The sequence below is a fragment of the Colwellia echini genome, assembly GCF_002843355.2.
In the GTDB taxonomy this organism is placed as follows: domain Bacteria; phylum Pseudomonadota; class Gammaproteobacteria; order Enterobacterales; family Alteromonadaceae; genus Colwellia; species Colwellia echini.
The window spans coordinates 85,801-108,811 of sequence record NZ_PJAI02000007.1 but is presented as its reverse complement, the minus strand read 5'-3'; the positions used below and the strand labels follow the sequence as shown (position 1 = coordinate 108,811).

19 protein-coding genes and 3 tRNA genes are annotated in these 23,011 nt (G+C 36.8%); 8 read left to right on the top strand and 14 right to left on the bottom strand.

What is annotated here, in order from left to right:
* Positions 1–105 precede the first annotated feature (105 nt).
* From CWS31_RS08155 to CWS31_RS08135, 5 genes are all read right to left on the bottom strand, one after another.
* A complete protein-coding gene (locus tag CWS31_RS08155) occupies positions 106–609 on the bottom strand; it encodes a group I truncated hemoglobin (RefSeq protein WP_101342869.1) in 504 nt (167 codons plus the stop codon).
* On the bottom strand, positions 609–1,469 hold the full coding sequence (locus CWS31_RS08150) for a DUF3034 family protein (protein ID WP_211355809.1): 861 nt from the start codon (positions 1,467–1,469) through the stop codon (positions 609–611). The genes CWS31_RS08155 and CWS31_RS08150 overlap by 1 nt, the downstream gene beginning before the upstream one ends.
* Entirely contained in the window at positions 1,453–3,804 is a 2,352-nt protein-coding gene (locus CWS31_RS08145; RefSeq protein WP_101342868.1) for a bifunctional diguanylate cyclase/phosphodiesterase, read from the bottom strand. The genes CWS31_RS08150 and CWS31_RS08145 overlap by 17 nt, the downstream gene beginning before the upstream one ends.
* Positions 3,794–4,498, bottom strand: coding sequence for a methylamine utilization protein (locus tag CWS31_RS08140; RefSeq protein ID WP_101342867.1), 705 nt, complete (start codon positions 4,496–4,498; stop codon positions 3,794–3,796). Before CWS31_RS08140 ends, CWS31_RS08145 begins: the two co-directional genes overlap by 11 nt.
* A gap of 180 nt (positions 4,499–4,678) precedes the next feature.
* Complete coding sequence (locus CWS31_RS08135) at positions 4,679–6,943, bottom strand: tRNA(Met) cytidine acetyltransferase TmcA (protein WP_101342866.1); 2,265 nt, start codon at positions 6,941–6,943, stop codon at positions 4,679–4,681.
* A gap of 225 nt (positions 6,944–7,168) precedes the next feature.
* On the opposite strand from CWS31_RS08135, the gene CWS31_RS08130 reads away from it, so the two are divergent.
* From CWS31_RS08130 to pdxH, 8 genes are all read left to right on the top strand, one after another.
* Positions 7,169–7,333, top strand: a complete 165-nt coding sequence (locus tag CWS31_RS08130; RefSeq protein WP_101342865.1) for a periplasmic nitrate reductase, NapE protein — start codon at positions 7,169–7,171, stop codon at positions 7,331–7,333.
* A 4-nt stretch (positions 7,334–7,337) separates the two neighbouring features.
* Positions 7,338–7,925 carry a ferredoxin-type protein NapF gene (locus tag CWS31_RS08125; RefSeq protein ID WP_101342864.1) on the top strand — a complete coding sequence of 196 codons (588 nt, stop codon included), beginning with the start codon at positions 7,338–7,340 and terminating at the stop codon, positions 7,923–7,925.
* 39 nt (positions 7,926–7,964) lie between these two features.
* Positions 7,965–8,297 carry a chaperone NapD gene (locus CWS31_RS08120; protein ID WP_101342863.1) on the top strand — a complete coding sequence of 111 codons (333 nt, stop codon included), beginning with the start codon at positions 7,965–7,967 and terminating at the stop codon, positions 8,295–8,297.
* Between the two features lie 77 nt (positions 8,298–8,374).
* Positions 8,375–10,873, top strand: a complete 2,499-nt coding sequence (gene napA / locus CWS31_RS08115) for a nitrate reductase catalytic subunit NapA (RefSeq protein ID WP_101342862.1) — start codon at positions 8,375–8,377, stop codon at positions 10,871–10,873.
* Between the two features lie 9 nt (positions 10,874–10,882).
* A complete protein-coding gene (locus CWS31_RS08110) occupies positions 10,883–11,386 on the top strand; it encodes a nitrate reductase cytochrome c-type subunit (protein ID WP_101342861.1) in 504 nt (167 codons plus the stop codon).
* An 8-nt stretch (positions 11,387–11,394) separates the two neighbouring features.
* Entirely contained in the window at positions 11,395–11,982 is a 588-nt protein-coding gene (locus CWS31_RS08105) for a cytochrome c3 family protein (protein WP_101342860.1), read from the top strand.
* A gap of 259 nt (positions 11,983–12,241) precedes the next feature.
* Entirely contained in the window at positions 12,242–12,454 is a 213-nt protein-coding gene (locus tag CWS31_RS08100; RefSeq protein ID WP_101342859.1) for a PA3496 family putative envelope integrity protein, read from the top strand.
* Between the two features lie 118 nt (positions 12,455–12,572).
* Positions 12,573–13,226 carry a pyridoxamine 5'-phosphate oxidase gene (gene pdxH, locus CWS31_RS08095; protein ID WP_101342858.1) on the top strand — a complete coding sequence of 218 codons (654 nt, stop codon included), beginning with the start codon at positions 12,573–12,575 and terminating at the stop codon, positions 13,224–13,226.
* A gap of 265 nt (positions 13,227–13,491) precedes the next feature.
* On the opposite strand, the gene CWS31_RS08090 is transcribed toward pdxH, so the two are convergent.
* From CWS31_RS08090 to alaS, 9 genes are all read right to left on the bottom strand, one after another.
* On the bottom strand, positions 13,492–14,316 hold the full coding sequence (locus tag CWS31_RS08090; protein ID WP_101342857.1) for a M48 family metallopeptidase: 825 nt from the start codon (positions 14,314–14,316) through the stop codon (positions 13,492–13,494).
* A gap of 211 nt (positions 14,317–14,527) precedes the next feature.
* On the bottom strand, positions 14,528–15,661 hold the full coding sequence (locus CWS31_RS08085; RefSeq protein WP_101342856.1) for a sodium ion-translocating decarboxylase subunit beta: 1,134 nt from the start codon (positions 15,659–15,661) through the stop codon (positions 14,528–14,530).
* 8 nt (positions 15,662–15,669) lie between these two features.
* Complete coding sequence (oadA, locus tag CWS31_RS08080) at positions 15,670–17,448, bottom strand: sodium-extruding oxaloacetate decarboxylase subunit alpha (RefSeq protein ID WP_101342855.1); 1,779 nt, start codon at positions 17,446–17,448, stop codon at positions 15,670–15,672.
* A gap of 62 nt (positions 17,449–17,510) precedes the next feature.
* Entirely contained in the window at positions 17,511–17,783 is a 273-nt protein-coding gene (locus CWS31_RS08075) for an OadG family protein (RefSeq protein WP_101342854.1), read from the bottom strand.
* Positions 17,784–18,565: 782 nt separating this feature from the next.
* Positions 18,566–18,642 (bottom strand) — tRNA-Arg (locus CWS31_RS08070).
* Positions 18,643–18,706: 64 nt separating this feature from the next.
* Positions 18,707–18,783 (bottom strand) — tRNA-Arg (locus CWS31_RS08065).
* Between the two features lie 81 nt (positions 18,784–18,864).
* A tRNA-Ser gene (locus CWS31_RS08060) sits at positions 18,865–18,957 on the bottom strand.
* A 423-nt stretch (positions 18,958–19,380) separates the two neighbouring features.
* On the bottom strand, positions 19,381–19,581 hold the full coding sequence (gene csrA, locus CWS31_RS08055; protein ID WP_101342853.1) for a carbon storage regulator CsrA: 201 nt from the start codon (positions 19,579–19,581) through the stop codon (positions 19,381–19,383).
* A 437-nt stretch (positions 19,582–20,018) separates the two neighbouring features.
* Positions 20,019–22,649, bottom strand: coding sequence for an alanine--tRNA ligase (alaS, locus tag CWS31_RS08050; protein WP_101342852.1), 2,631 nt, complete (start codon positions 22,647–22,649; stop codon positions 20,019–20,021).
* Positions 22,650–23,011 lie beyond the last annotated feature (362 nt).

Below are 23,011 nucleotides of genomic sequence, written 5' to 3'. Positions count from 1 at the left end.
AAACATGGGATGACGTCGTATAAGTATCAAACAAGTGTTCTCCTTGGGTTCATTACCCCTGAATGATCAACCCCCCTAGCTTAACTTTTTAACTCTGGGAATCTTCTATCTTTTGATGACCTGGCTTCTTAAGGCCGCTAACTTTTTCAATATTTTATTCTGATTGGGGTACGAAATATCAACTTCATCCATTGATTCTACCAATAATTCTACTACTCGATTAAAATCCCGCTCAGTAATATTCATCCCCGTGTGAATGTCTATCATATTATCGCCAGCGTATTTACATGGACCATTGACAATCACACAAAAGTGATTGATAAAACCTTGCTTAAAATGTTTAACACTAGATTTTGCAAAATAAGGCAATATTTCGGGAGCATTGGCAATATTTTTAACAAAAACGTTCACTAACTTTTCAATCCCCTTTTGACCACCAACAGCATTGTATAGTTCTCCATTTGGGTGTTGCTCAGTGCTTTGAACTGTACTTTGAACACTACTTTGAACACTACTTTGAACACTACTTTGTTGCGAGTTTTTACTACTACAACCAGAGGTTAACTGAAACGCTAATAAGATAAAAAAATAATGATAATATTTAAGCATTAATAAGATCCTGACAATGATAAATACCAACCAGTTTGATCGGGTATCGCAGCTATAGTACCTAAATCTAGATAGGCTAAAGTAACGGTTACATATTTATTAGGAAACCAAGCAACAAAAACATCTTTCCAGTTAGACTCTTCGAGCCCTAAATTATCGGGTTTCATTCTATACTCTGTGCCAACCGCTAAGTGCTTATTAAGTAATACGGCAACAGATACTTCGGCTTGTAATGTGCTTTCATCACCAGGTCCACCAAAGCCTAATAATCCCATTTCATTAGCTTGTGTATATCGAGTAGATATATTCCACAACACGTTATAACCCGCTAATAGCCCTAAATGTAATTTACTTGCGGCTAAGTAAATATCCGTGCCCGTATCATCTTCAGCGCCTAAGGCATAAGCTATATCAGGGGTGCCTAGTGATTTATGCTGAATGCCTAACGAGATTTGTGGCCAAGTGCTATAAAGTAAATCCCCGTAAAGTCTTAATTTAACGCCTATAATATTTTGTGATAAGGTTAATGATAAAGGGTCTACATCAAAGTTTTGTTTGGCAAATGATATTTCCACTCGATCATATAAGTTTAACTGAGCACCACAGCTAGTTAATTGAAAATCTTTTACATTAGCTTGGGTACAAAAACCAGATAGAGCTATTTCATCTTCTGTTGCATAACCCGCTAATTGCGCCCAAGGCACTAAGCCACCACCACCCGAGCCTTCAATTTGAATAACCCCTGGTGTTGCTAATATTTTCCCATTAGCAAAACTTGTCATTGGCATACTTAAAAAGCTAAGTATTACTAAACTAAGTTTTAACCAATTAAATAAAATAGATTTATAAAGGCGATTCATAGGTTTGATACCACTCAATAAGTTTTTCTGCGCTAACCGGACGTGATATATAATAGCCTTGCGCATAATCACATTTAAAGTCGTTCAATAATATTAAGCTTTCTTTATTTTCAATACCTTCAGCAACTACACTCATACCAAGTTTATGACCCAGTGAAATTGTTGAAGCGACAATATCTTGATCTTTTTGACATTGCTCTAGCTTTAAAATAAATGTTTTATCTATTTTCAATTCATCAACAGGTAGACTTTTTAGCTTCGCTAATGAAGATTGACCAATGCCATAATCATCAACCGAAATGGCAAAACCGAGGGATTTAAGATGTGAAAGCCGTGCAACAACCAATTGTTCATTTTCCACAATATCTCTTTCTGTTAACTCAAGCGTTATCTGTGTTGTTGCTATGCTGTGCGCTTTTACCGTGGTCAGTAAATAATCAACAAACTGTTCGTTTTGAATATCTTGCGCGGATAAGTTAATTGATACTTTAAAGTAATATCCCTGTTTATTCCATTGTTCAACTTGTTGAATAACATTTAAAATAACCCATCGTGTTAAGGTTACAATCAAACCCGCTTTTTCTGCTAAGTCAATAAACAATTCAGGGTTTACAAAATCACCTTTTTTATTAATCCAACGAATTAAGGCTTCAAGTTTATCTATCTTGCCGGTGTTCATATTTAACTTGGGTTGATAGTTCATAAACAAAGGGCTTTTATCACTTTCCAAAGCTATTTTTAATTCTTCTATTAAGCTTAGTTTATAAAGATAGTTTTCATCTTCTCCATCTTGATAAAAGCGTAAGGAAACCAATTCTTGTACCGCCGAAGCAACAGCCATGGTTGAACGTCGAATTAATCGTTCCGCATCGGTGCCATGCTCAATTGAGTTAGCAACACCAAAATATAAAGGTAAATCAATTTGAATATCATCTAACCAGAATGGTCGATTAAGCTCACTTTGTAATAATTCAATAATGTGCTTTATTTCATGGGTTTCATTTATTGGAATGGCGATCAAAAATTCATCGGAATTAATACGCGCGGCGATAATGTTATCGAGAGATTTGTGCAGTGGTGTTTGTTGAAGCGTTTCTATATAACCGTTAATTCGAGTTGAAATTTCTTTTAAAATAAAATCACCATTACTTAAGCCTATGGTGTCATTAAGTGCCTTAAAACCTTTAATATTAAAAGATATTAATACTAGGTTAGTCTGTTTTTTAAAATAGTCAGAAATAATGATTAAAATTTTATAACGATTATATAAACCCGTTAAAATATCGTGCTCTGCTTGATAGGTAATGGCTTGCTCTCGACTTTCAATTGCCGCGCCCATAACGGAGAATCCATTATAAAGTTCACTAAATTCGGCAGGCAAACGATTAGTCAACTCAGGTACTGCCAACTCTCCACGACCAATTTTTTTGGTTACTTCCATTAATATCATTAGCGGTGTTGATAAACCTTGGGAAAGAATACGAGAAAAAGCAAGTGCAATAACAATCACAATTATAGCAATAATCAACATAGATAGAATTAAGCTATTAAAGTCGTTCTGTATTTGCGCTAAAGAGACCGATAAAATTACCTGAATATCTTTTGAACGTGCAAAATCTATGGTTTTATTAAAATAATCGGCGCGAGTTAACAGTAAATTAAGTGACTTTTGAACAGCGCCATTTAATAGTTGAGCTTTTACTTCATCACTGTTAATACTCGATAAGAGCAGTTTGTTATTTTGCACTAACGTAATATCTAAGGCGATCAATTCTTTAAGTTGTACTAAGGCTGCCTGATCAAATTCAAAACCAATCACAGTATAAGCTATAATTCTTGGCGCTTTTACTGGCACTACAATCACTTGAAATACTTTATTTTCAATACTTAAAATTTGTGCATGAACTTCTCTAAAAGGGAGTTTATTAATGTTTTTCTCAATAGCTTCGGTGCTAAAAGCAAGCCCTGAGCTACTGTTTGTCAATTTTCCATTTAAATCAAGAATTAACATTAAATCAGCATTAATACGCTGCCCTTGATTAACTAACACGCTTTCAACAGTGTTTTTATCTCGCGTTGCTACTGCTTGTTTAAAACCAAAATCCGCTGCTAGGACACTAGCTGTGGTAATCAATACTTGCTCTTGTGAGCTCAAGGTTTGATTCAGCACATTTTGAGCAAAGTACATTTGTCGTTCAATTTGGCTTTCAGCGTAATCAGCAAACCTAAACCAATTACTGGCGGTAAGAAAAACTACTGTTAATAAAATTAAGCTCGTTAATAACCAAGTAATTTGAGTTTTAAAACTAAATCGCGTGTTGGCTTTAGTGTTCATGAACCACTAACTCTGCAAAGCTATCTCTAGGCTCAGGGCTAATAACATTTATCATTAATGTAATTTCGTCTTGCTTGAGCATGGCTTGGTTAATGGTAAATATTGTATGTTGATCAACACCTTTGCTATTACCTGCATGCCAAACTTGTAATTGAGTATTTAATACTATGTTATTTTGCGTTAAAACAACTTCACCTTGCTCATCAGTCATATAAGATTGTTGTTTATCAGTAACATAAATATACCCGACCATTGAATCATGAATATTACATCCCATCACCACTACACCTGTGTTGTCAAAAGCTATCGGACTTTTGGGTTTACCTGCGTATAACTTCAACTCAAAGGTTTTAGCTGGAGAAAAGGAATAAACATGATGACGAATATCATCACTATTTGGAAAGCTAACAAGGTTATTAACCGGTACTATCAATACTTCGGGAGAGAATTCTTTATTAACTTGATCCATCACATAGGTTGAACCTGTATGTGGTTTATCTACCGATGGTTGATCTATTACAAATTCAATGATGGCATTAGATAAAGGTGAGTTATTTTGATCTACAACTTTAATCTTTGTTTGACTGAATGCGGAATTACTTAAAACAAGTGTACAAAATGCCAAAGTCATTATTAATTTAAAAACAAGTGTAATTAGAGTTGTTCTTTTAGGATTATCTCTAGGTATTTTCATATTAGCCTTAATCTGTTTTAGTTTTTAAATCATAGCTGTACAAGTACAAAGAGTCTAATTTTTTGGTAACTTAATTATTCTTAAATAATAGCTAACCACTCCATTTGAAGAGGCAGAACTGAGCTGATGTGAGCTGAAATTTGAAACGACTTAGCGAGTATTACCCTAACATTGAATAAACTACTGAACCGCTGTCGATGACAATCGTAAAGCAACATAGTCTTTAATGGCATTATTAAGCATTTTCTTTCCTGTATAGCCAAATTGTTGACAAACTTTATCAATATCATGTTTTTGTAGTAAACGCGTGATAAGTACCAGCTCTAATTTATATTGCTCGTTAACTTTACTAATGGTGAGTTGATGTTTAAACCAGAGATATAAACTATACACACAGCTACTGTATAGTCGCTCACCTGTTGAATAAGCAGTTACATTAGCAAGATCTTGTAAGTTCAAAGGTTGTAATTCAGCAGTAGTCTGCGTACTTAACAATTGATGTACAAGCTCCGGCGCTAAAGATTTGTATTCATCTAACAGTAAATAATCAAAACTACGATAAAAATTGGTTCCTAGTAACTGCTGGCTAGCAAAGGCATTCGAGTTGAGCCCTTTAATCATTAACGCAGAATGCTCACCACTGGCTTTATCTTTAGTAAAACCAAGTCTAACTGGCTTGAATTCTGCTTTTAGCCAAAAAGCCAGTAATTCACTACTAGCACCAAAACTTGAGCCAATAAAATCTGCTTTTTGTTGTTTAGCAATTAATTCAATTTCTTTAATGAAATAACTACCAAGCCCTTGTAGCTGTAATGTAGGATGAATAGCAATACGCATAATACGCAGATATTTATAGTTAAAGGCTGAATCAAAACCACTGTGACTCAACAATGATTGTGGTAAAAAATGATTACGTAAACGCCGTTTTGCTTGTTTAACATCCATAATATCCGTGTTACTAATTCCGCAACCAGCCCCTTCAGTCATCAATAATGCGACACCAACAACCTCAGATGTATCATCAGTCTCATTAAATAAGCAAACCACTTGTACTTGCGGATTATCAAGCATTAACTGTAAATCACTTGGTTTGGTTTGATAATGCGCAGTCACAAGAATAGCAAAAACTTGCCTTAGTAATACTTCATCAGTGACTAATGTAGTTGCGCCGATAACTTTGCAACTTAATGAAGTAGAGCCATAGGCATTATTTAACTCGGGTAATTCAGCATTTAATAAACAGGTTTCAAAAACTAGCTGTTCTAGGGGATCATTTTCACGCCAGCGGATAGGTTGGTTGATATGTAAACTAACCCATTGTGGACAAAGTCTATCTAGCGTTTTTTGAAACTTTAACGTAAAGCTTCGCCCTGCACCTTCGTAACCATGAATTGTGCTAGAAAAAACTAAACGATGGTAATAACTAAGCAATTGTTCAAGCAGGTAAACAGGTATAGCCGCAGCTTCATCAACCAATAATAGATTACATTGAATTGGCTGCTTAATAAGTTGATCCACTGCAATAAAACTTAAACTCGCCTTGCCATAATATAACTGACGGCTTTGTTCACCGAGGTCATTTAGTGTCTCTGTCTTTGATCTTTCAAGGCTTTCATCAGCTATCAGTGCTAGTAAACTTTGTTTTAATTGACGATAAAAAACTGACAAAGATTGAATGTCAGGAGCGGTAATAACTAAGCTAAAATCATTATTTTTATTTGATTTCATTAATTGAGCACAAGCTATAGCTAACGCTGATGATTTTCCTCTACCGCGATCAGCGGTTAACACTAATGGTCTTTTTCGGTGTCCTGACACCACTTTATTAATAGCGCTAACAGCACTGTATTGCTCAGCAGTAATGCAACCCAGAGGATAACCTTCTGTTAAAATTTTAGTTTGCGTTATTTCATGGCAGGTAAGCTCTGGTAGCACTGTCGATTGCGTTTCAGTAATTATAATATGATCGGTGCTCTTTTGAGCCAAGGAATAAAAACGTTTGAAGAACAAACTCTGCTCAAAGTCTTCAGCTAACGACTTAGTCACTAAAAACATGACTCCTCCCGCCTTTAACGTACCTGATAAAGCCGCAAAAGCATCAATATTAAAGCGATTATCAGCAAAAATAATCAACGAGCTTTCACTGCCTAACTTGTCACGAAAACGTTGTCGCTGAACATTAGCCTTAAATATCGCACTATCACCATAAATTAAGCAGGATTCGTGTACGGTTTCAGAGAGAGGATTTATACCATTAGTTAGTGTATTTTCGACAAGCAATTGCGCATCTTTAGTCAGTGTTTGTGAAACTACTTTTATAGCTTCTAACAATGAAAAAGCCCACAACTCACTGCCTGATAAAATAACTAAGCGTCGTTCACATTTATTACGGGCATCTTTAGCATAATCGTTAAACCAGAGTAAAAATGTTTGTGCTTCATTCATCTTACTGAACATCCTAAAACCGAAACGGTATCAATTTATTTTATAAAAAAGCCCATAAAAGTGGCTGTTTTTCAAACTCCAGTTTTATACTGGTAATTTATCATGTTAAGCAAAAGTAAAATTTTTTGAACTTTATATTATGTGATCTAGATCAATGTACTTAACTTAATAAGCCCTTAAGATTAACCCTGAGTTAACTTAGAACAAATTAAACGTGAGAGCATTATGAACCAAGCAATATCTCCTGAACAACAAAAAAAATATGAACGAAATACTTTCATCTTTCTTGCCGTATTTTTAGCACCTATTTTATCAGTCATTATCGTTGCTACATTAGGTTTTTCTATATGGTTCAGTCAGTTGTTAGTTTTAGGTCCACCGAGCGCTTAATATTTTGGCAACTAACCCGACTCGTACCACTGACCGCTTAGCCGATCCATCAAGAAGACGCTTTTTTCGTGGTCGTGTAAGTAACAAACAAATAATACGTTTACCTTGGACAATTAATGAGGCGGTATTTCGCTCGGGTTGTACCCAGTGCCAAGACTGCATCAACAGCTGTGAAACCAACATTATAGTTAAAGACGAAGATGGCTTGCCAACCGTAGACTTTAACTTAGGTGAATGTACTTTTTGTAATAAATGTATTGATGCGTGCGAACAGCCTTTATTTTCTGGTGCTTTTCCTCGTACTGGTGAGCTTAAAGATAACAATAACACGCCAGAAGCAACACTTGCTGAAAATAATAAAGCTTGGCCAGGTATTTTCACTATTAATGATAAGTGTTTGGCCAAAAATAATATTTATTGCCAAAGCTGTCGAGATGAATGTGAAACCAATGCAATTAAATTTAATTATATCAATACCAGCATTCCAGAGCCTAGTTTAAATGAAAGTGACTGCACGCAATGCGGGGCCTGTGTAAAAAGTTGTCCACAAGAGGCAATAACTTTTACTTTCGATATAGCAAAGAATCAATAAATAGCAGCCAACTCAACAAAATAAATGATAAGAAATCTTATGACCAACAAAGCTGAAAAATCAACCAATGAATACCATGTTGCTAGTTTCGTCGCCTATCCCATTATATCGCAAATATTCGCAGTAAAAGCGGCAATACTCGCTGTGCAAGGTACTGAAATTCATGCCACCAGTGAAGAAGGTAAAATAGTTTTTACGATTGAAGGGCATAGCTATAAAGACATTGGCAAAAAAATGGACACGATAAGAGTACATCAAGGCATCATTAACTTATCACCTGTATACCATCAAATATTAGATGAAAGTATAGAGGACGATGCAGTTAATGAAAATAAGGTTGTTAACGAATTTACGCCTCAAACACATATTTAAAATATAAGAATACAAAATAAATAAGCAAAGAACCCTATTTACAACTGAATCAAATAAAGCAAAAGGAAGGTGACCCAATGAGCATTAATCGCCGAGAATTTATAAAAGCTAATGCTATTGCAGCAGCTGCCGCTGTTGCAGGGGTGTCTGTACCGGCAGTAGCCTCAAATTTAATTACCAGCTCTGACATTACAAAACTAAAGTGGGATAAAGCGCCTTGTCGTTTTTGTGGTACTGGCTGTAGCGTTAATGTTGGTGTAATGGATGGAAAAGTTGTTGCTACCCACGGCGATATCAAGTCTCCAGTTAACAAAGGCTTGAATTGTGTAAAAGGTTACTTCTTATCTAAAATCATGTACGGAAAGGACAGACTTACCCAACCTTTATTACGTATGAGCAATGGAAAATATGATAAACAAGGTGAATTCACTCCTATTTCTTGGGAACAAGCGTTTGATGTGATGGCCGAAAAAGCGAAAGAAACATTAAAGAAAAGTGGTCCTGAAGCGGTTGGCATGTTTGGCTCTGGTCAATGGACAGTCCAAGAAGGTTATGCTGCCGTTAAGTTAATGAAAGCGGGTTTTCGTACTAACAACATAGATCCCAACGCACGTCATTGCATGGCTTCTGCTGTTGGCGGGTTCATGCGTACGTTTGGCATCGACGAGCCAATGGGTTGTTACGACGATTTAGAAGCTGCCGATGCTTTTGTATTATGGGGCTCAAATATGGCTGAAATGCATCCTATTTTATGGACGCGTTTAACCGATCGCCGTTTAAGTGCACAACATGTAAGAGTTGCTGTGTTATCAACTTATGAACACAGAAGTTTTGATTTAGCAGATAACGGTATGATCTTCACGCCGCAAACTGATTTAGCTATTTTAAACTTTATCGCCAATTACATCATCGAAACTGATCGCGTAAATAAAGACTTTGTTAGCAAGCACACTAACTTTAGATTAGGTACAACTGATATTGGTTATGGTTTACGTCCTGAAAACCCCTTAGAGGTTAACGCTAAAAACAATGGCAAAAATGCAGGTGACTCAACGCCAATAGATTTTGATGAATATGCAAAATTTGTGAGTACTTATACCGTTGAATATGCATCAAAATTATCAGGTGTACCTGAGCATAAACTTATTGAATTAGCTGAGATGTATGCGGATCCAAAAGTAAAAGTAACCTCTTTCTGGACTATGGGCTTTAACCAACATACTCGTGGTGTTTGGGCAAATAACCTAGTTTATAATATTCACTTATTAACAGGTAAAATTTCAACACCAGGTAATAGCCCGTTTTCATTAACTGGCCAACCCTCTGCTTGTGGTACTGCCCGTGAAGTAGGTACTTTCTCACACCGCTTACCTGCTGATATGGTCGTTACTAATCCTAAGCATCGTGATACTGCAGAGAAAATTTGGGGTGTACCAGCTGGCACAGTACCACCAAAACCTGGTTACCACGCTGTTTTACAAAACCGCATGTTAAAAGACGGAAAGTTAAACTTCTACTGGGTGCAATGTAATAACAATATGCAAGCTGGGGCAAATATTAATGAAGAAATATACCCTGGTTACCGCAACCCTAAAAACTTTATTGTTGTATCTGATCCATACCCAACAGTAACCGCACAAGCAGCTGACTTAATTTTACCTACCGCTATGTGGGTAGAAAAAGAGGGTGTTTATGGTAACGCAGAGCGTCGAACTCAAGCTTGGTATCAAATGGTTGAAGCACCACAGGGCGCCCAATCTGATTTATGGCAATTAGTTGAGTTCTCGAAACGCTTTAAAGTGGAGGATGTTTGGCCTGAAGAGTTAATAGCTAAACAACCTGACCTACGCGGTAAAACGTTATATGACGTACTTTATAAGGATTCTTCTGTTGGTAAATTCCCACTGAGTGAAATTCCAGAAGATCGTTTAAATGATGATGCGCGCGATTTTGGTTTCTACATTCAAAAAGGCTTATTTGAAGAGTACGCCAGCTTTGGTCGCGGTCATGCACACGATTTAGCGCCATACGACAGATACCATAACGAGCGTGGTTTACGTTGGCCTGTAGTCAATGGCGTTGAAACAAAATGGCGCTTTAAAGAAGGTTCAGATCCATATGCTAAACCAGGCAGTGATTGGGACTTTTATGGTCACAAAGATGGCAGAGCGAGAATTTTTGCCCTGCCGTACGAGCCTGCAGCTGAGTCTCCTGATGAAGAATACGACTTATGGTTATCAACAGGTCGAGTGTTAGAGCATTGGCATTCAGGTTCAATGACTCAACGTGTTCCTGAGTTATATAAAGCAATACCAGATGCGCTAGTTTATATGCATCCTGATGACGCTAAAGTCCGTGGTTTACGTCGTGGAGATTTAGTAAAACTCGTTTCTCGTCGTGGTGAAGTACAAACACGTGTAGAAACCAGAGGCCGTAATAAACCACCAATTGGTTTAGTGTTTATGCCTTGGTTTGATGCGAGTCGCTTAGTAAACAAAATAACGTTAGATGCCACGGATCCGTTGTCAAAACAAACGGATTATAAAAAATGTGCTATCAAAATAGTTAAAGTTTAGGAGTTTGACATGAAAAAATTAAATCTAGCAGCAATTGCCAGTTTAGTGATATTTGTTATATCACCATTAACTTATTCTATAAACGCTTTTGCAGCGGATAAAGAAACAGTTAATACGGTTGCGACACTTAGAGATCATACTCCGATTGAATCGCAAAAGGAGCCGAACCCTATTCCTAAAGTGATGAATAAAGATATTAAACAAGGCCGTAATTATCCTATGCAACCACCTGTTATTCCGCATACTACCCGTAGCTACGAAGTAAATAAGAATAACAACAAGTGTTTATCTTGTCATTCACGTCATCGTACTGAAAAATCTCAAGCGCCGATGATAAGTGTTACTCACTATATGGACAGAGATGGCAACTTCTTAGCTGACGTTTCGCCGCGTCGTTATTTTTGTAATCAATGTCATGTGACACAAGTTGATGCTAAACCTCTAGTAGAGAACACTTTCGTTGATATGCACACTTTAATGAGTGTAAAAATTGTTACTGACGAGCATCACTAGGAGCTGACATGAAAAAAATATTTTTAATAGGTTGGCGAACACTTACTAAACCCAGTGGTTATTATAGCCTTGGTGCTTTAGTTATTGGAGGATTTATTGCCGGTATTATTTTCTGGGGTGGCTTTAACACAGCTTTAGAAGTTACCAACACTGAAGCATTTTGTATATCATGCCACGAAATGGAGAATAATGTTTATGAAGAGCTAAAAACCACTATTCATTTTACTAATCGCTCGGGTGTTCGTGCAACGTGTCCTGATTGTCATGTTCCACATAAATGGACCGATAAAATAGCACGTAAAATGCAAGCCTCTAAAGAAGTGTGGGGAACTATTTTTGGAACCATTAATACTCGTGAGAAGTTTTTAGTGCACCGTAAACGTTTAGCACAAAATGAATGGGACAGATTAAAAGCTAATGACTCATTAGAGTGCCGTAACTGCCATAACTTTGATTACATGGATTTTACCGAACAAAGTGAACGCGCTGCTTATCAACATTCTACCGCACTGGCTGCAGGAGAAAAAACCTGTATCGATTGCCATAAGGGAATAGCGCATCACCTACCGGATATGAAAGGTGTTGAAGGTTGGTAACAACATAATTACCGCTATTATTAACAAAACCAGTGCTTGTCACTGGTTTTTTATTTACTCAGCTTTAGTAAATGCCTTATGTCATCACCATCAAACAGCTGTATTGTACAAAATATATAGGCTAGCAGCACATAAAAAGCTCAGTTAAAAATATTTTTGTTACTTTTTGTTATAGCCCATTGAAAATCGCGATTAACTTACCTATGTTATGCAATATACTTTGTAATATTTTAGCGGTTAACAGTAAAAGGTAAAGCTAATGGAAATTGATATTGATGATAACTTTTCAGACGATATAAGTGACGACAGTAGTGATGACTCTAGCATTAGTCGTAGCCCAAAAAGCAACACTTTGACAGAGAAAATGATCCAAGAACAAGCTCAAAAGAATTTATTAGCGCGCAAACGTATTGATGAATTGCAAGAAAGAAAACGTCTAAAAGAGTTACTTGATGACAGCGAAGATTGGTAAGCAGTCATTAAAACTAACTTCTCGAATATAAATAACGTTAGTCTAGTAATCACCTTGCATTAACATCAGTTAAGCATAAAATAACATCTTAGAGCCATTCTCACTTACCTAAACAATTATGACATTATTTGAAAAAATACGATGCCTTTTGACCTTTGGTCAAGGCGTCGCTTTACCTCTTCCTGAGTTATTAGCAGATACAACACCTGAGCAGCTATTCAAACAATGGTTTGATGAGGCAAATCAATCAGGAATATTACTTCCGGAAGCAATGTCTGTAAGTACTTGTTCAGCTGACGGACAACCTAGCTCTCGTATGGTATTACTTAAAAAATTTGATGAGAAAGGTTTTGTATTTTTCACTAACTACTCTAGCCGTAAAAGTCATGAGCTTATCGAAAACAATAAAGTCGCCTTATTATTTCATTGGAATGTTTTACAGCGCCAAGTGCGAATTGAAGGAATCGTCGAAAAAGTCTCAGAACAAGAATCAGCTGATTATTTTCATAGTCGTGATCGAGGCAGTCAGGTTGGCGCATGGGCTTCAAAACAAAGTCAAAAACTTAAACATGATAATGAACTAAAGGAACGTATGAGCCATTATCAAGAGAAGTTCGCACAAGGTGAAGTACCTCATCCTGAGTTTTGGGGGGGGTGGCGCATCAAGCCGCAATATATCGAGTTTTGGCAAGGTAGAGCTAATCGATTACATGACAGAATATGCTTCAATAAACAAGACGAGCAATGGGTACAGCATAAGTTACACCCATAAAAGCCCATTTTATGCACCCTAATAGGTATACACAATCTAAGTTGTTATCAGTGAGCATTATCATGCTTAGGTATCATGCTTAGGTTATTTAAACTTGGATTATATGAGCTCTGGTTATATAAATTCTGGTTATATAAGTTCTGGCTATATAAGTTCTGGCTATATAAGTTCAGATGATTTTAATACTAATTACCTACATAAAAAAAAGCCAATCGAGTAAATTAATTACTCTATTGGCTTTTTTTTTGATTTTATCAATAATGAGCTACTTTGTTGGTGGTGGTATATACGCAGGTTTAACACAACCAGGGCTATTCTTTGCATTATAGTATTTCATTGATACCACAAGGTGCTCTTGTAATTGACTAATACGCGTCTCATTTGATGGGTGAGTTGACATAAATTCTGCAGGTGCTGATTGTCCAGAGCTTGCACTCAATGCCGCCATATTTTGCCAAAGTTTAATGCTAGCTTGAGGCTCAAAACCTGATCGCGCCATTAAGTCTTGTCCTACGATATCAGCTTCACTCTCATGTGAACGACCGTATGGCATGATAACACCATATTGAAGTCCTAAACCTAACCCTGCCATCCACAATTCTTGATTATCAACATTAGCTAGACCAGCAACGGTTGTGGCGGCTGACATACCCATATTTTGTAGTTTACTTGCCGACATACGTTCGTTGGAGTGGTGTTCAATCACGTGCCCCACTTCATGACCAATAATTGCGCCTAATTGATCTTCGTTTTCGGTAACATTTAATATACCTGTATAAACACCAATTTTACCACCAGGTAAAGCAAAAGCATTAACTTGAGCAGAATCAAATACGACAACTTCCCAATCACCTTGATGAACTGATTTATCGACATTTTTAGTAATAGCGCTAGCAACACATTGCACGAAATCATTAGTTGCTTTATCTACACTTATTGGCGTTGTTTTTTTCATTTCTTCAAAGGATGATGCGCCCATTTGATCAAGTTCACTTTCTGAAAATAACATAACCTGTTTTCGCCCAGTACTTGAGCTTGAACAGGCAGTAAGCGCAATTAAGGCGCTAAGCATAATAAAATTAAGTTTCATAACTACTTATATAATCCGTAAATGTATAGTGAAGGTATTTTATGACTATGGCTAAGAATATGCTAGCCATCATCATTAGTTTTTAATGTTAATGGCTATTTTGTAAATTAAGTTAACCACAATATTAATTACTATAATTTGTAGCTATAGATACAAAAACACCGAGCGAGCTCGGTGTTTTTACTTTTGAACATAAATATTAACAATAAGTCTAAGTACCAACTAAAGCTAACAATATACCTGCAGCAACCGCTGAGCCAAGTACACCCGCTACGTTAGGCCCCATAGCGTGCATTAATAAGAAGTTATGTGGGTTCGCTTCTAAACCAACTTTATTGGCAACACGTGCAGCCATAGGAACAGCTGAAACACCTGCAGCACCAATTAATGGATTAATAGGAACCTTAGAGAACTTATTCATTAACTTAGCCATTAATACACCTGAAGCAGTACCAATTGAAAATGCAACAGCGCCTAGACCTAAAATACCAAGGGTTTCTACATTCAAAAAGGCTTCAGAGCTTAGTTTTGAACCAACACCCAAACCTAAGAATATAGTAGTAATGTTGATAAGCTCATTCTGTGCCGTTGAACTTAAGCGATCAACCACGCCAGATTCGCGCATCAAGTTACCTAAACAGAACATACCTACTAAAGGTGTTGCCGATGGTAAAAAGAAAATGGTCATTAATAATACACCCAGCGGGAAAATTATTTTCTCAATTTTCGTTACTGGGCGTAATTGAGCCATTTCAATTTTACGCTCTTTATCCGTCGTTAAAGCGCGCATAATAGGTGGCTGAATAATTGGAACCAATGCCATATATGAGTATGCAGCAACAGCAATAGCCCCTAATAATTCAGGTGCTAATTTTGACGCTAAGAAAATAGCCGTAGGGCCATCAGCACCACCAATAATAGCAATAGCAGACGCATCTTTAAGAGTAAATTCAATTCCTGGAACATAGTTTAAAGCAATGGCGCCAAATAAAGTGGCAAAAATACCAAATTGAGCTGCCGCACCTAATAGTAATGTTTTAGGGTTACCAATCAGTGCGCTAAAGTCAGTCATAGCACCAACACCCATAAAAATTATGAGTGGAAATATGCCGGTATCAATCCCTGCATAATAAATATAATGCAATAAACCGCCTGCTTCTGAGAAACCAGCAACAGGAATATTCGTTAATATTGCACCAAAACCCATAGGCAATAATAACAAAGGCTCAAAATTACGGGCGATAGCTAAGTAGAGTAAACCACAGCCAACGACCATCATAATCACTTGACCTAGCTCAAAATTAGCTAAGCCCGTTGATAACCATAAAGTATATAATGAATCCATTTTAGCCTCTAAGCAAAACTAATTAATGCATCACCAACGGCAACAGAAGCGCCCTCTCTGGTAAACACAGATACTATTTCGCCAGATGTTACAGCGCGAATTTCAGTTTCCATTTTCATTGCTTCCATGATGATCACAACATCACCGGCGTTAACATGATCACCTTCATTAACTAACACTTTAAAAATGTTACCCGCAAGTGGTGCATTTAGCGTTTCACTTGCAGAAATAGAAGCCGATTGCTTAATAGCATCATCACCAGCAGGATGAGTTATAGAGTCAATAGAGCCACCAGGAGCAACAATTACATCATAAACTTTACCGTCAACACTTACCGCGTAATTTTCAGTAGCACCTGAAGTAGTATCTGCCTCAGCTACATTCGATTTTTTATTCGATGAAGTTGGGATTGGTTCAAATGCTGCAGGATTATTACGATTTTCTAAGAATTTCAAGCCAATTTGTGGGAATAACGCATACGTTAATACATCATCGATACTATCATCAGCTAATTCGATATTCTTTTCTTTAGCTAAGGTTTGTAACTCTTCAGACAGTTTATCTACTTCAGGATCTAATAAGTCAGCAGGACGACAAGTAATAACATCATTACCGTCTAATACGCGTGCTTGTAATTCAGCATTAACTGGTGCTGCTGTTGCACCGTACTCGCCTTTTAAAACACCTGCAGTTTCTTTAGTAATTGATTTATAGCGCTCGCCTGTTAATACATTCAATACAGCCTGAGTACCAACAATTTGTGATGTTGGTGTAACTAAAGGAATATAGCCTAAGTCTTTACGTACTTTAGGTATTTCAGTTAATACTTCATCAAATTTATCTGCTGCACCTTGTTCTTTTAATTGGTTTTCCATGTTTGTTAACATGCCGCCAGGAACTTGTGCCGTTAAGATACGAGCATCAACACCTTTTAAGCTACCTTCAAAACCAGCATATTTCTCTCTAACGTCTCTAAAGTAAGCTGCAACTTCGGCCATTTTCTCAACATTTAAGCCTGTTGCTCTAGGAGTACCTTCAACAATAGCGGCAATAGTTTCTGTTGGTGAATGACCGTAAGTCATACTCATTGAAGAAATGGATGTATCAATAACATCAACATCACTATCAATAGCTTTCATTTGTGTTGCTACACTTAAACCTGTAGTTGCATGACAATGTAAAGCAATAGGCAATGCAACTGTTTCTTTGAGACGACCGATTAATTCAGCTGCATCATAAGGCTTTAATAAGCCCGACATATCTTTAATACAAAGCGAATGAGCTCCCATATCTTCAAGTTGCTTAGCCATAGTTAACCAACCTTCAAGAGTGTGAACTGGGCTTTCAGTATAACTTAATGTACCTTGTGCATGAGCACCCACTTTAACAGCAGCTTTAATAGAAGTTTTTAAGTTACGAACATCGTTCATAGCATCAAAAATTCTAAATACATCAATACCGTTGATATGCGCACGTTCAACAAACTTTTCTACAACATCATCAGCATAATGACGATAGCCTAAAATATTTTGACCACGAAATAACATTTGTTGTTTCGTTTTAGGCATGGCTTTTTTAAGCGCTCGAATACGTTCCCATGGATCTTCACCCAAATAACGAATACACGAATCAAACGTTGCACCACCCCAAGACTCTATAGACCAGTAACCAACTTCGTCCAATGTTTCCGCAATAGGTAGCATATCTGCTAAACGGAGTCTTGTGGCTAAAATTGATTGATGACCGTCTCTTAAGACAACCTCAGTGATACCTAATGGCTTACTCATGTTTATGACCTTTTATCTAACTTTTAATAATATGATGGTGAAGAGTTACATGTGTTCCAAGCTTATTTAGCTTGCCCATGTTGAGCGCGATAGCGTTTAACTGCCCCACTAATTGCCGAAACAATCGCGGGAGAAACTTTACCTGCGACTTGGCTGTTACTCTTTTTATTAGTGCGAGAAGACGGCACAACAACAGGGTCTGGAAATTTAATCGCTAACTTTGCTAATACAGTATTAATAAAAATTATTAATATACTTAAAAAGACAAAAACAAAGACCATACCCGCTAACATAAGTGTGCCAGCCTCTAAAAATTGCTGTTGCATATTGTTCATTTTATATTCTCGCTCAAAAATCTAGGTATTAGAACAATTATTCTAATACTATTGTTGTGAATAATTTAATCTTATTTTCAAATAATTTATCGTCGCTTCTAATTTACACAATAATAACAGCATCTACAGAAGTTAACTAATTCAGTATACTTAAAAATTGCATACGTGACGAAAATCGTATATTTAGGAAATTAGGGACATAAATCCTACAACATACCTACATTGGAAATTCATTTAATTCACTATATGTATGCATGAATAGATGGGTAGATAATACAAATATTAACTGACTTCATGCCTATTAGTGACTTTACTTGCTCAATACTCAGCTTTAACTCAGCTTTAACTCAGCTTTATTTTGAAATATTGAACAGCACTTTTGTTATTTTATCACTTCAGCGTGCCTTATAAAAGGGAATTAAATAGATGCTTTATTTTATACGTAGCAAAATGATTAAGTATAAGACATTTATTTAAATACTCTTTGCTTTAACTATTATTGAATAATACCAACTGAATTAAAGAATGAATCAAAACTCAGTTAAGATAAATAGTTAAGTTCAAGGCAAGTAATTGAGTAATACCTGTCTACTGAAATTGAGCGTAACGCAGAAATTGATTATTTAGACCAATTGTAGATGATCGATTTATTATTTCAATTGGTGAAACAAGCTAGTTGGGTATTCTAACAAATATAAATGCCCACATATTTAATTAGATTGATAGTAAGTAAAGTATTTAAAACGAAAAAAGCCCCACCTGTTAAGGTAGGGCTTTCGATGTGGTGGGCGTGGCAGGAGTCGAACCTGCGACCGCCTGGTTCGTAGCCAGGTACTCTATCCAGCTGAGCTACACGCCCACATATTGAAATTTATTATACAGCCTTTCATTGCTGTCTTCTATATTTTAACACTTGAAGAAAGTGGTGGGCGCGGCAGGAGTCGAACCTGCGACCGCCTGGTTCGTAGCCAGGTACTCTATCCAGCTGAGCTACGCGCCCTCATGAACTATGTTTTATATCTTAGTCTAAAGATAGCGAACTTTCGTTCTACACAACCATTATACTTCATAAGAAAAATAATGGCGGAGAGGGAGGGATTCGAACCCTCGATCCGGCTACAAACCGGATACTCCCTTAGCAGGGGAGCGCCTTCGGCCACTCGGCCACCTCTCCAATGGGTGCGAATAATAAAGGTTCCTAAAAATAAGTCAAACAATTTTTATCATTTATTTAGTAAAAATGTTTGTTTGCTGAGAATTCAGGCAATTATGATATTTTTTAAACATAAATGATGATTTTTATTACTTAGGCGCTGGGCGATATGAAATTATCTTACTAAAGCCATACTTAGATTTACTAGAAATATTGATTTTTTATCCGGTAATTTAAGTAAGCACTCTGCTCTGCTTTAAGATTTTTATACTTTCATTAAATTTATTAGCTAGCGATCAGCTTAAAATATATAATTTTTTATCAAGACGTAAATTGCAGACATAAAAAAACACCGACTCAGCGGTGTTTTCTGCTGTTATAAAAACTATAACAGCATTTTCTAAGAGGAAATAATTTACTTAACAATAATTGTTAAGTAATAATTTATTCCGCTTGATTACCTGATACTTCACCATCGCCTTTTTCGGCTTGGATACGCATGTAAATCTCTTCACGATGCACTGATATCTCTTTTGGCGCATTAACACCTATTCTTACCTGATTTCCTTTGACGCCTAATACAGTAACGGTTACTTCGTCACCAATCATTAAAGTTTCACCAACGCGTCGCGTTAATATAAGCATATTTTATTCCTTATCCTTTTAAAGTGAGATCACTAAATAAATATATATATAAGCTAGTAATATATTAAAATTAGTTACTTTTTATTCCATCCACTACAAGTAATAGTCAATTTTCTATAAAAAGTCATTATTTACCTAAAAGCACCATATCCGATGATAGCTTTTGGTAAAGCTGTAATAATCGGCAATAAATACGGTTACCAATTATATTCATTATATCTTAACAAGATTTCCATCTCCTTGAACACCTTTATAACGCACTTAAAGCTTAGTTGCTGTGATCATTAGTAATATATTTGTAATTTTTTGTACAAAACGACAATTTTTGTTGTTCATAATAAAAATACAGATAAAAGTTTAATAACTAAAGAGAACCACAAACAAAAAAGGAAGCTCCCAGAGCTTCCTTTCACTTATTCATTAACTACGGTCGTTAGTTAGCTAAGCTTTTCAGCTAACCACGGAGAGACCGTTGCCAAAGCCGCTGTAATGTTTTCAGGTTGACTACCACCTGCTTGCGCCATATCAGGACGACCGCCACCTTTACCACCAACTTGCTGTGCAACCATGTTGACTAATTCGCCAGCTTTTACACGGCCAACTAGATCTTTAGTTACACCCGCAATTAAACCAACTTTATCATCATTAGCAGTAGCGAGCATGATAACGCCTGATTGCATTTTATTTTTCAATTCATCTACCATTCCACGCAGGGCTTTACTTTCTACGCCACCTAAATCAGCAATCAGCACTTTAATACCATTTATTTCAATGGCGTTGTTTACTAAATCAGAACCCGCTTGCGCAGCAAGTTCTTGTTTAAGCTGTGCAATTTCTTTTTCTAACTGTTTAGTGCGACTTACAAGTTGCTCTACTTTATTACCAGCGTTACTCACATCACTTTTCACTAAAGATGCAATACTTGCTAATGAGGCACTTTGTTGATTAATAAAATTAAGTGCGCCAGTACCTGTAACAGCTTCAATACGACGAACACCTGCAGCAATACCTGATTCAGAGACTATTTTTAATAAACCTATGTCACCAGTTCTATCAACATGAACACCGCCACATAGTTCAATTGAGAAACCACCCAAGGTAACCACGCGAACTTCATCGTCATATTTCTCACCAAAGAGTGCCATAGCACCTTTTTCTTTAGCTTCGTCTATGTACATTGACTGTGTTTCTCTCGCATGATTTCGACGAATTTCATCATTAACCATGGTTTCAACTGTTTGAAGTTCTTTTGCTGTCACAGCTTCAAAATGAGAGAAGTCAAAACGTAATTTATCGGCATCACACAATGAACCTTTCTGCGTTACATGTTCACCTAATACTTTGCGTAATGCAGCATGTAACAAATGGGTTGCTGTATGGTTTTTAGTAATGGCAGATCTACGCTCAACATTAATTTCAGCTTTAACACGTCGGTTTAAACCAATATTTGTATGAGCCGTACCTACATGAGCAAAGGCATTTCCTAGCTTGATGGTATCGTTAACCTCAAAAGTTCCACCATCAAGATGTAAGAAGCCGCTATCACCTACTTGGCCACCTGATTCTGCATAAAATGGCGTATGATCTAATATTACCAAACCTTGCTCACCAGCATTTAATTGCGAAATAGCGGTATGATCTTGGTTATTAAATAACTCAACTACCGTAGCTGAATATGAATCGTTGTCGTACCCTTTAAACTCAGTGGTATGATCTGATTTAAGCTGTTGATTGTAATCAGTACCGAACTGACTAGCTTTTTGGGCACGTTCTCGCTGTTCACCCATTGCAATATCAAAGCCGTCTTGGTCAATTTTCAGGTTACGCTCACGAGCAATATCAGCGGTTAAATCAGCGGGGAAGCCATAAGTATCGTATAACTTAAATACATCATCTCCCTTAATTGTATCGCCTGATAAGTTAGCTAAAATATCTTCAAGTAAAAGCATACCACGGTCTAACGTACGACCAAATTGCTCTTCTTCAATGCGTAATAATTTTTCAATAATAGCTTGTTGTTGCACAAGCTCTGGATACGCCCCCCCCATTTGCTTAATTAACGAAGCTACCAATTTATGGAAGAAGTTACCTTGTGCTTCAAGCTTATGACCGTGACGAATAGCACGACGAATAATACGACGTAGTACATAACCGCGACCTTCATTTGACGGTACGACACCGTCAACAATTAAAAAGCTACATGAACGAATATGATCACTAATTACACGCAGTGATTTATGCTCAAGGTCGGTACAGTTAAGTAATGCAGCAGTATCTTTAATCAGCGCTTGAAAGATATCTATTTCATAATTACTGTGAACATCTTGCATGATTGCTGAAATACGCTCTAGGCCCATTCCTGTATCAATAGATGGATTTGGAAGTGGGTCCATATCACCGTTACTTTGACGGTTAAACTGCATGAATACTATGTTCCAAATTTCAATAAAACGATCACCGTCTTCTTCCGGAGACCCCGGAGGACCGCCCCAAATATGTTCACCGTGATCATAGAAAATTTCAGAACAAGGGCCACAAGGACCAGTATCACCCATAGACCAAAAGTTATCAGACTCAAATTTTTTGCCGCCTGGCTTATCGCCAATGCGAATTATTTTTTCTGCAGGAACACCAATCTCATCTTTCCAGTAGGCGTAAGCTTCTTCATCAGTATCATAAATAGTTACTAATAATTTTTCTTTTGGTAAACCTAAAACTGTCGTTAAAAATTCCCAAGCATAACTAATAGCTTTTTCTTTGAAGTAATCACCAAAGCTAAAGTTACCCATCATTTCAAAAAAGGTATGATGACGCGCTGTATAGCCAACATTCTCTAAATCGTTATGTTTACCACCAGCTCTAACACAACGTTGTGCTGAAGTTGCTCGTGTGTAACTACGATGCTCAGCACCTAAAAATACATCTTTAAAAGGCACCATGCCTGCATTGGTAAACAATAACGTTGCATCGTTTCCTGGAACAAGTGAGCTACTTTTAACAATTTGATGTTGTTTGGTGGCAAAAAAATCTAAAAATGCTTGACGGACTTCGGACGTACTTTTAATCATGAGATACTCTACAAATCTGTTTGTTACTATTTAGGTACAAGTCTTGGTTTAGTCAATCACTGCGTTAAACTCGTCTAATGAGACACCGCAAGATTGTAAAAAACGAATATTGGTTTATCTTTTTTCAATACTATTTTGCTTGGCTTTATTATTTTTAAAATGTTCGAAATAATGACTTAAGCTATCGTCTACAATGATATCGGCAGACTCTTTTTTCACAAAGGGTTTATTATACGCAAGCTAGCCTTGAAGATACCAATCAATTTCACAACTTTCGTGCAAATTCTGTATGATTGTTAAGCTAACGCCTTTTGTCTTGAGGTAATTGACAATAAAATGTAACTATAAAGTAGTTTTTATCT

Excerpts from the sequence above, each read along its gene's own strand:
- CWS31_RS08155 (WP_101342869.1), bottom strand. The coding sequence starts at position 609 with ATGCTTAAATATTATCATTATTTTTTTATCTTATTAGCGTTTCAGTTA.
- CWS31_RS08150 (WP_211355809.1), bottom strand. The coding sequence starts at position 1,469 with ATGAATCGCCTTTATAAATCTATTTTATTTAATTGGTTAAAACTTAGT.
- CWS31_RS08145 (WP_101342868.1), bottom strand. The coding sequence starts at position 3,804 with ATGAACACTAAAGCCAACACGCGATTTAGTTTTAAAACTCAAATTACT.
- CWS31_RS08140 (WP_101342867.1), bottom strand. The coding sequence starts at position 4,498 with ATGAAAATACCTAGAGATAATCCTAAAAGAACAACTCTAATTACACTT.
- CWS31_RS08135 (WP_101342866.1), bottom strand. The coding sequence starts at position 6,943 with ATGAATGAAGCACAAACATTTTTACTCTGGTTTAACGATTATGCTAAA.
- CWS31_RS08130 (WP_101342865.1), top strand. The coding sequence starts at position 7,169 with ATGAACCAAGCAATATCTCCTGAACAACAAAAAAAATATGAACGAAAT.
- CWS31_RS08120 (WP_101342863.1), top strand. The coding sequence starts at position 7,965 with ATGACCAACAAAGCTGAAAAATCAACCAATGAATACCATGTTGCTAGT.
- napA (WP_101342862.1), top strand. The coding sequence starts at position 8,375 with ATGAGCATTAATCGCCGAGAATTTATAAAAGCTAATGCTATTGCAGCA.
- CWS31_RS08110 (WP_101342861.1), top strand. The coding sequence starts at position 10,883 with ATGAAAAAATTAAATCTAGCAGCAATTGCCAGTTTAGTGATATTTGTT.
- CWS31_RS08105 (WP_101342860.1), top strand. The coding sequence starts at position 11,395 with ATGAAAAAAATATTTTTAATAGGTTGGCGAACACTTACTAAACCCAGT.
- CWS31_RS08100 (WP_101342859.1), top strand. The coding sequence starts at position 12,242 with ATGGAAATTGATATTGATGATAACTTTTCAGACGATATAAGTGACGAC.
- pdxH (WP_101342858.1), top strand. The coding sequence starts at position 12,573 with ATGACATTATTTGAAAAAATACGATGCCTTTTGACCTTTGGTCAAGGC.
- CWS31_RS08090 (WP_101342857.1), bottom strand. The coding sequence starts at position 14,316 with ATGAAACTTAATTTTATTATGCTTAGCGCCTTAATTGCGCTTACTGCC.
- CWS31_RS08085 (WP_101342856.1), bottom strand. The coding sequence starts at position 15,661 with ATGGATTCATTATATACTTTATGGTTATCAACGGGCTTAGCTAATTTT.
- oadA (WP_101342855.1), bottom strand. The coding sequence starts at position 17,448 with ATGAGTAAGCCATTAGGTATCACTGAGGTTGTCTTAAGAGACGGTCAT.
- CWS31_RS08075 (WP_101342854.1), bottom strand. The coding sequence starts at position 17,783 with ATGAACAATATGCAACAGCAATTTTTAGAGGCTGGCACACTTATGTTA.
- csrA (WP_101342853.1), bottom strand. The coding sequence starts at position 19,581 with ATGCTTATATTAACGCGACGCGTTGGTGAAACTTTAATGATTGGTGAC.
- alaS (WP_101342852.1), bottom strand. The coding sequence starts at position 22,649 with ATGATTAAAAGTACGTCCGAAGTCCGTCAAGCATTTTTAGATTTTTTT.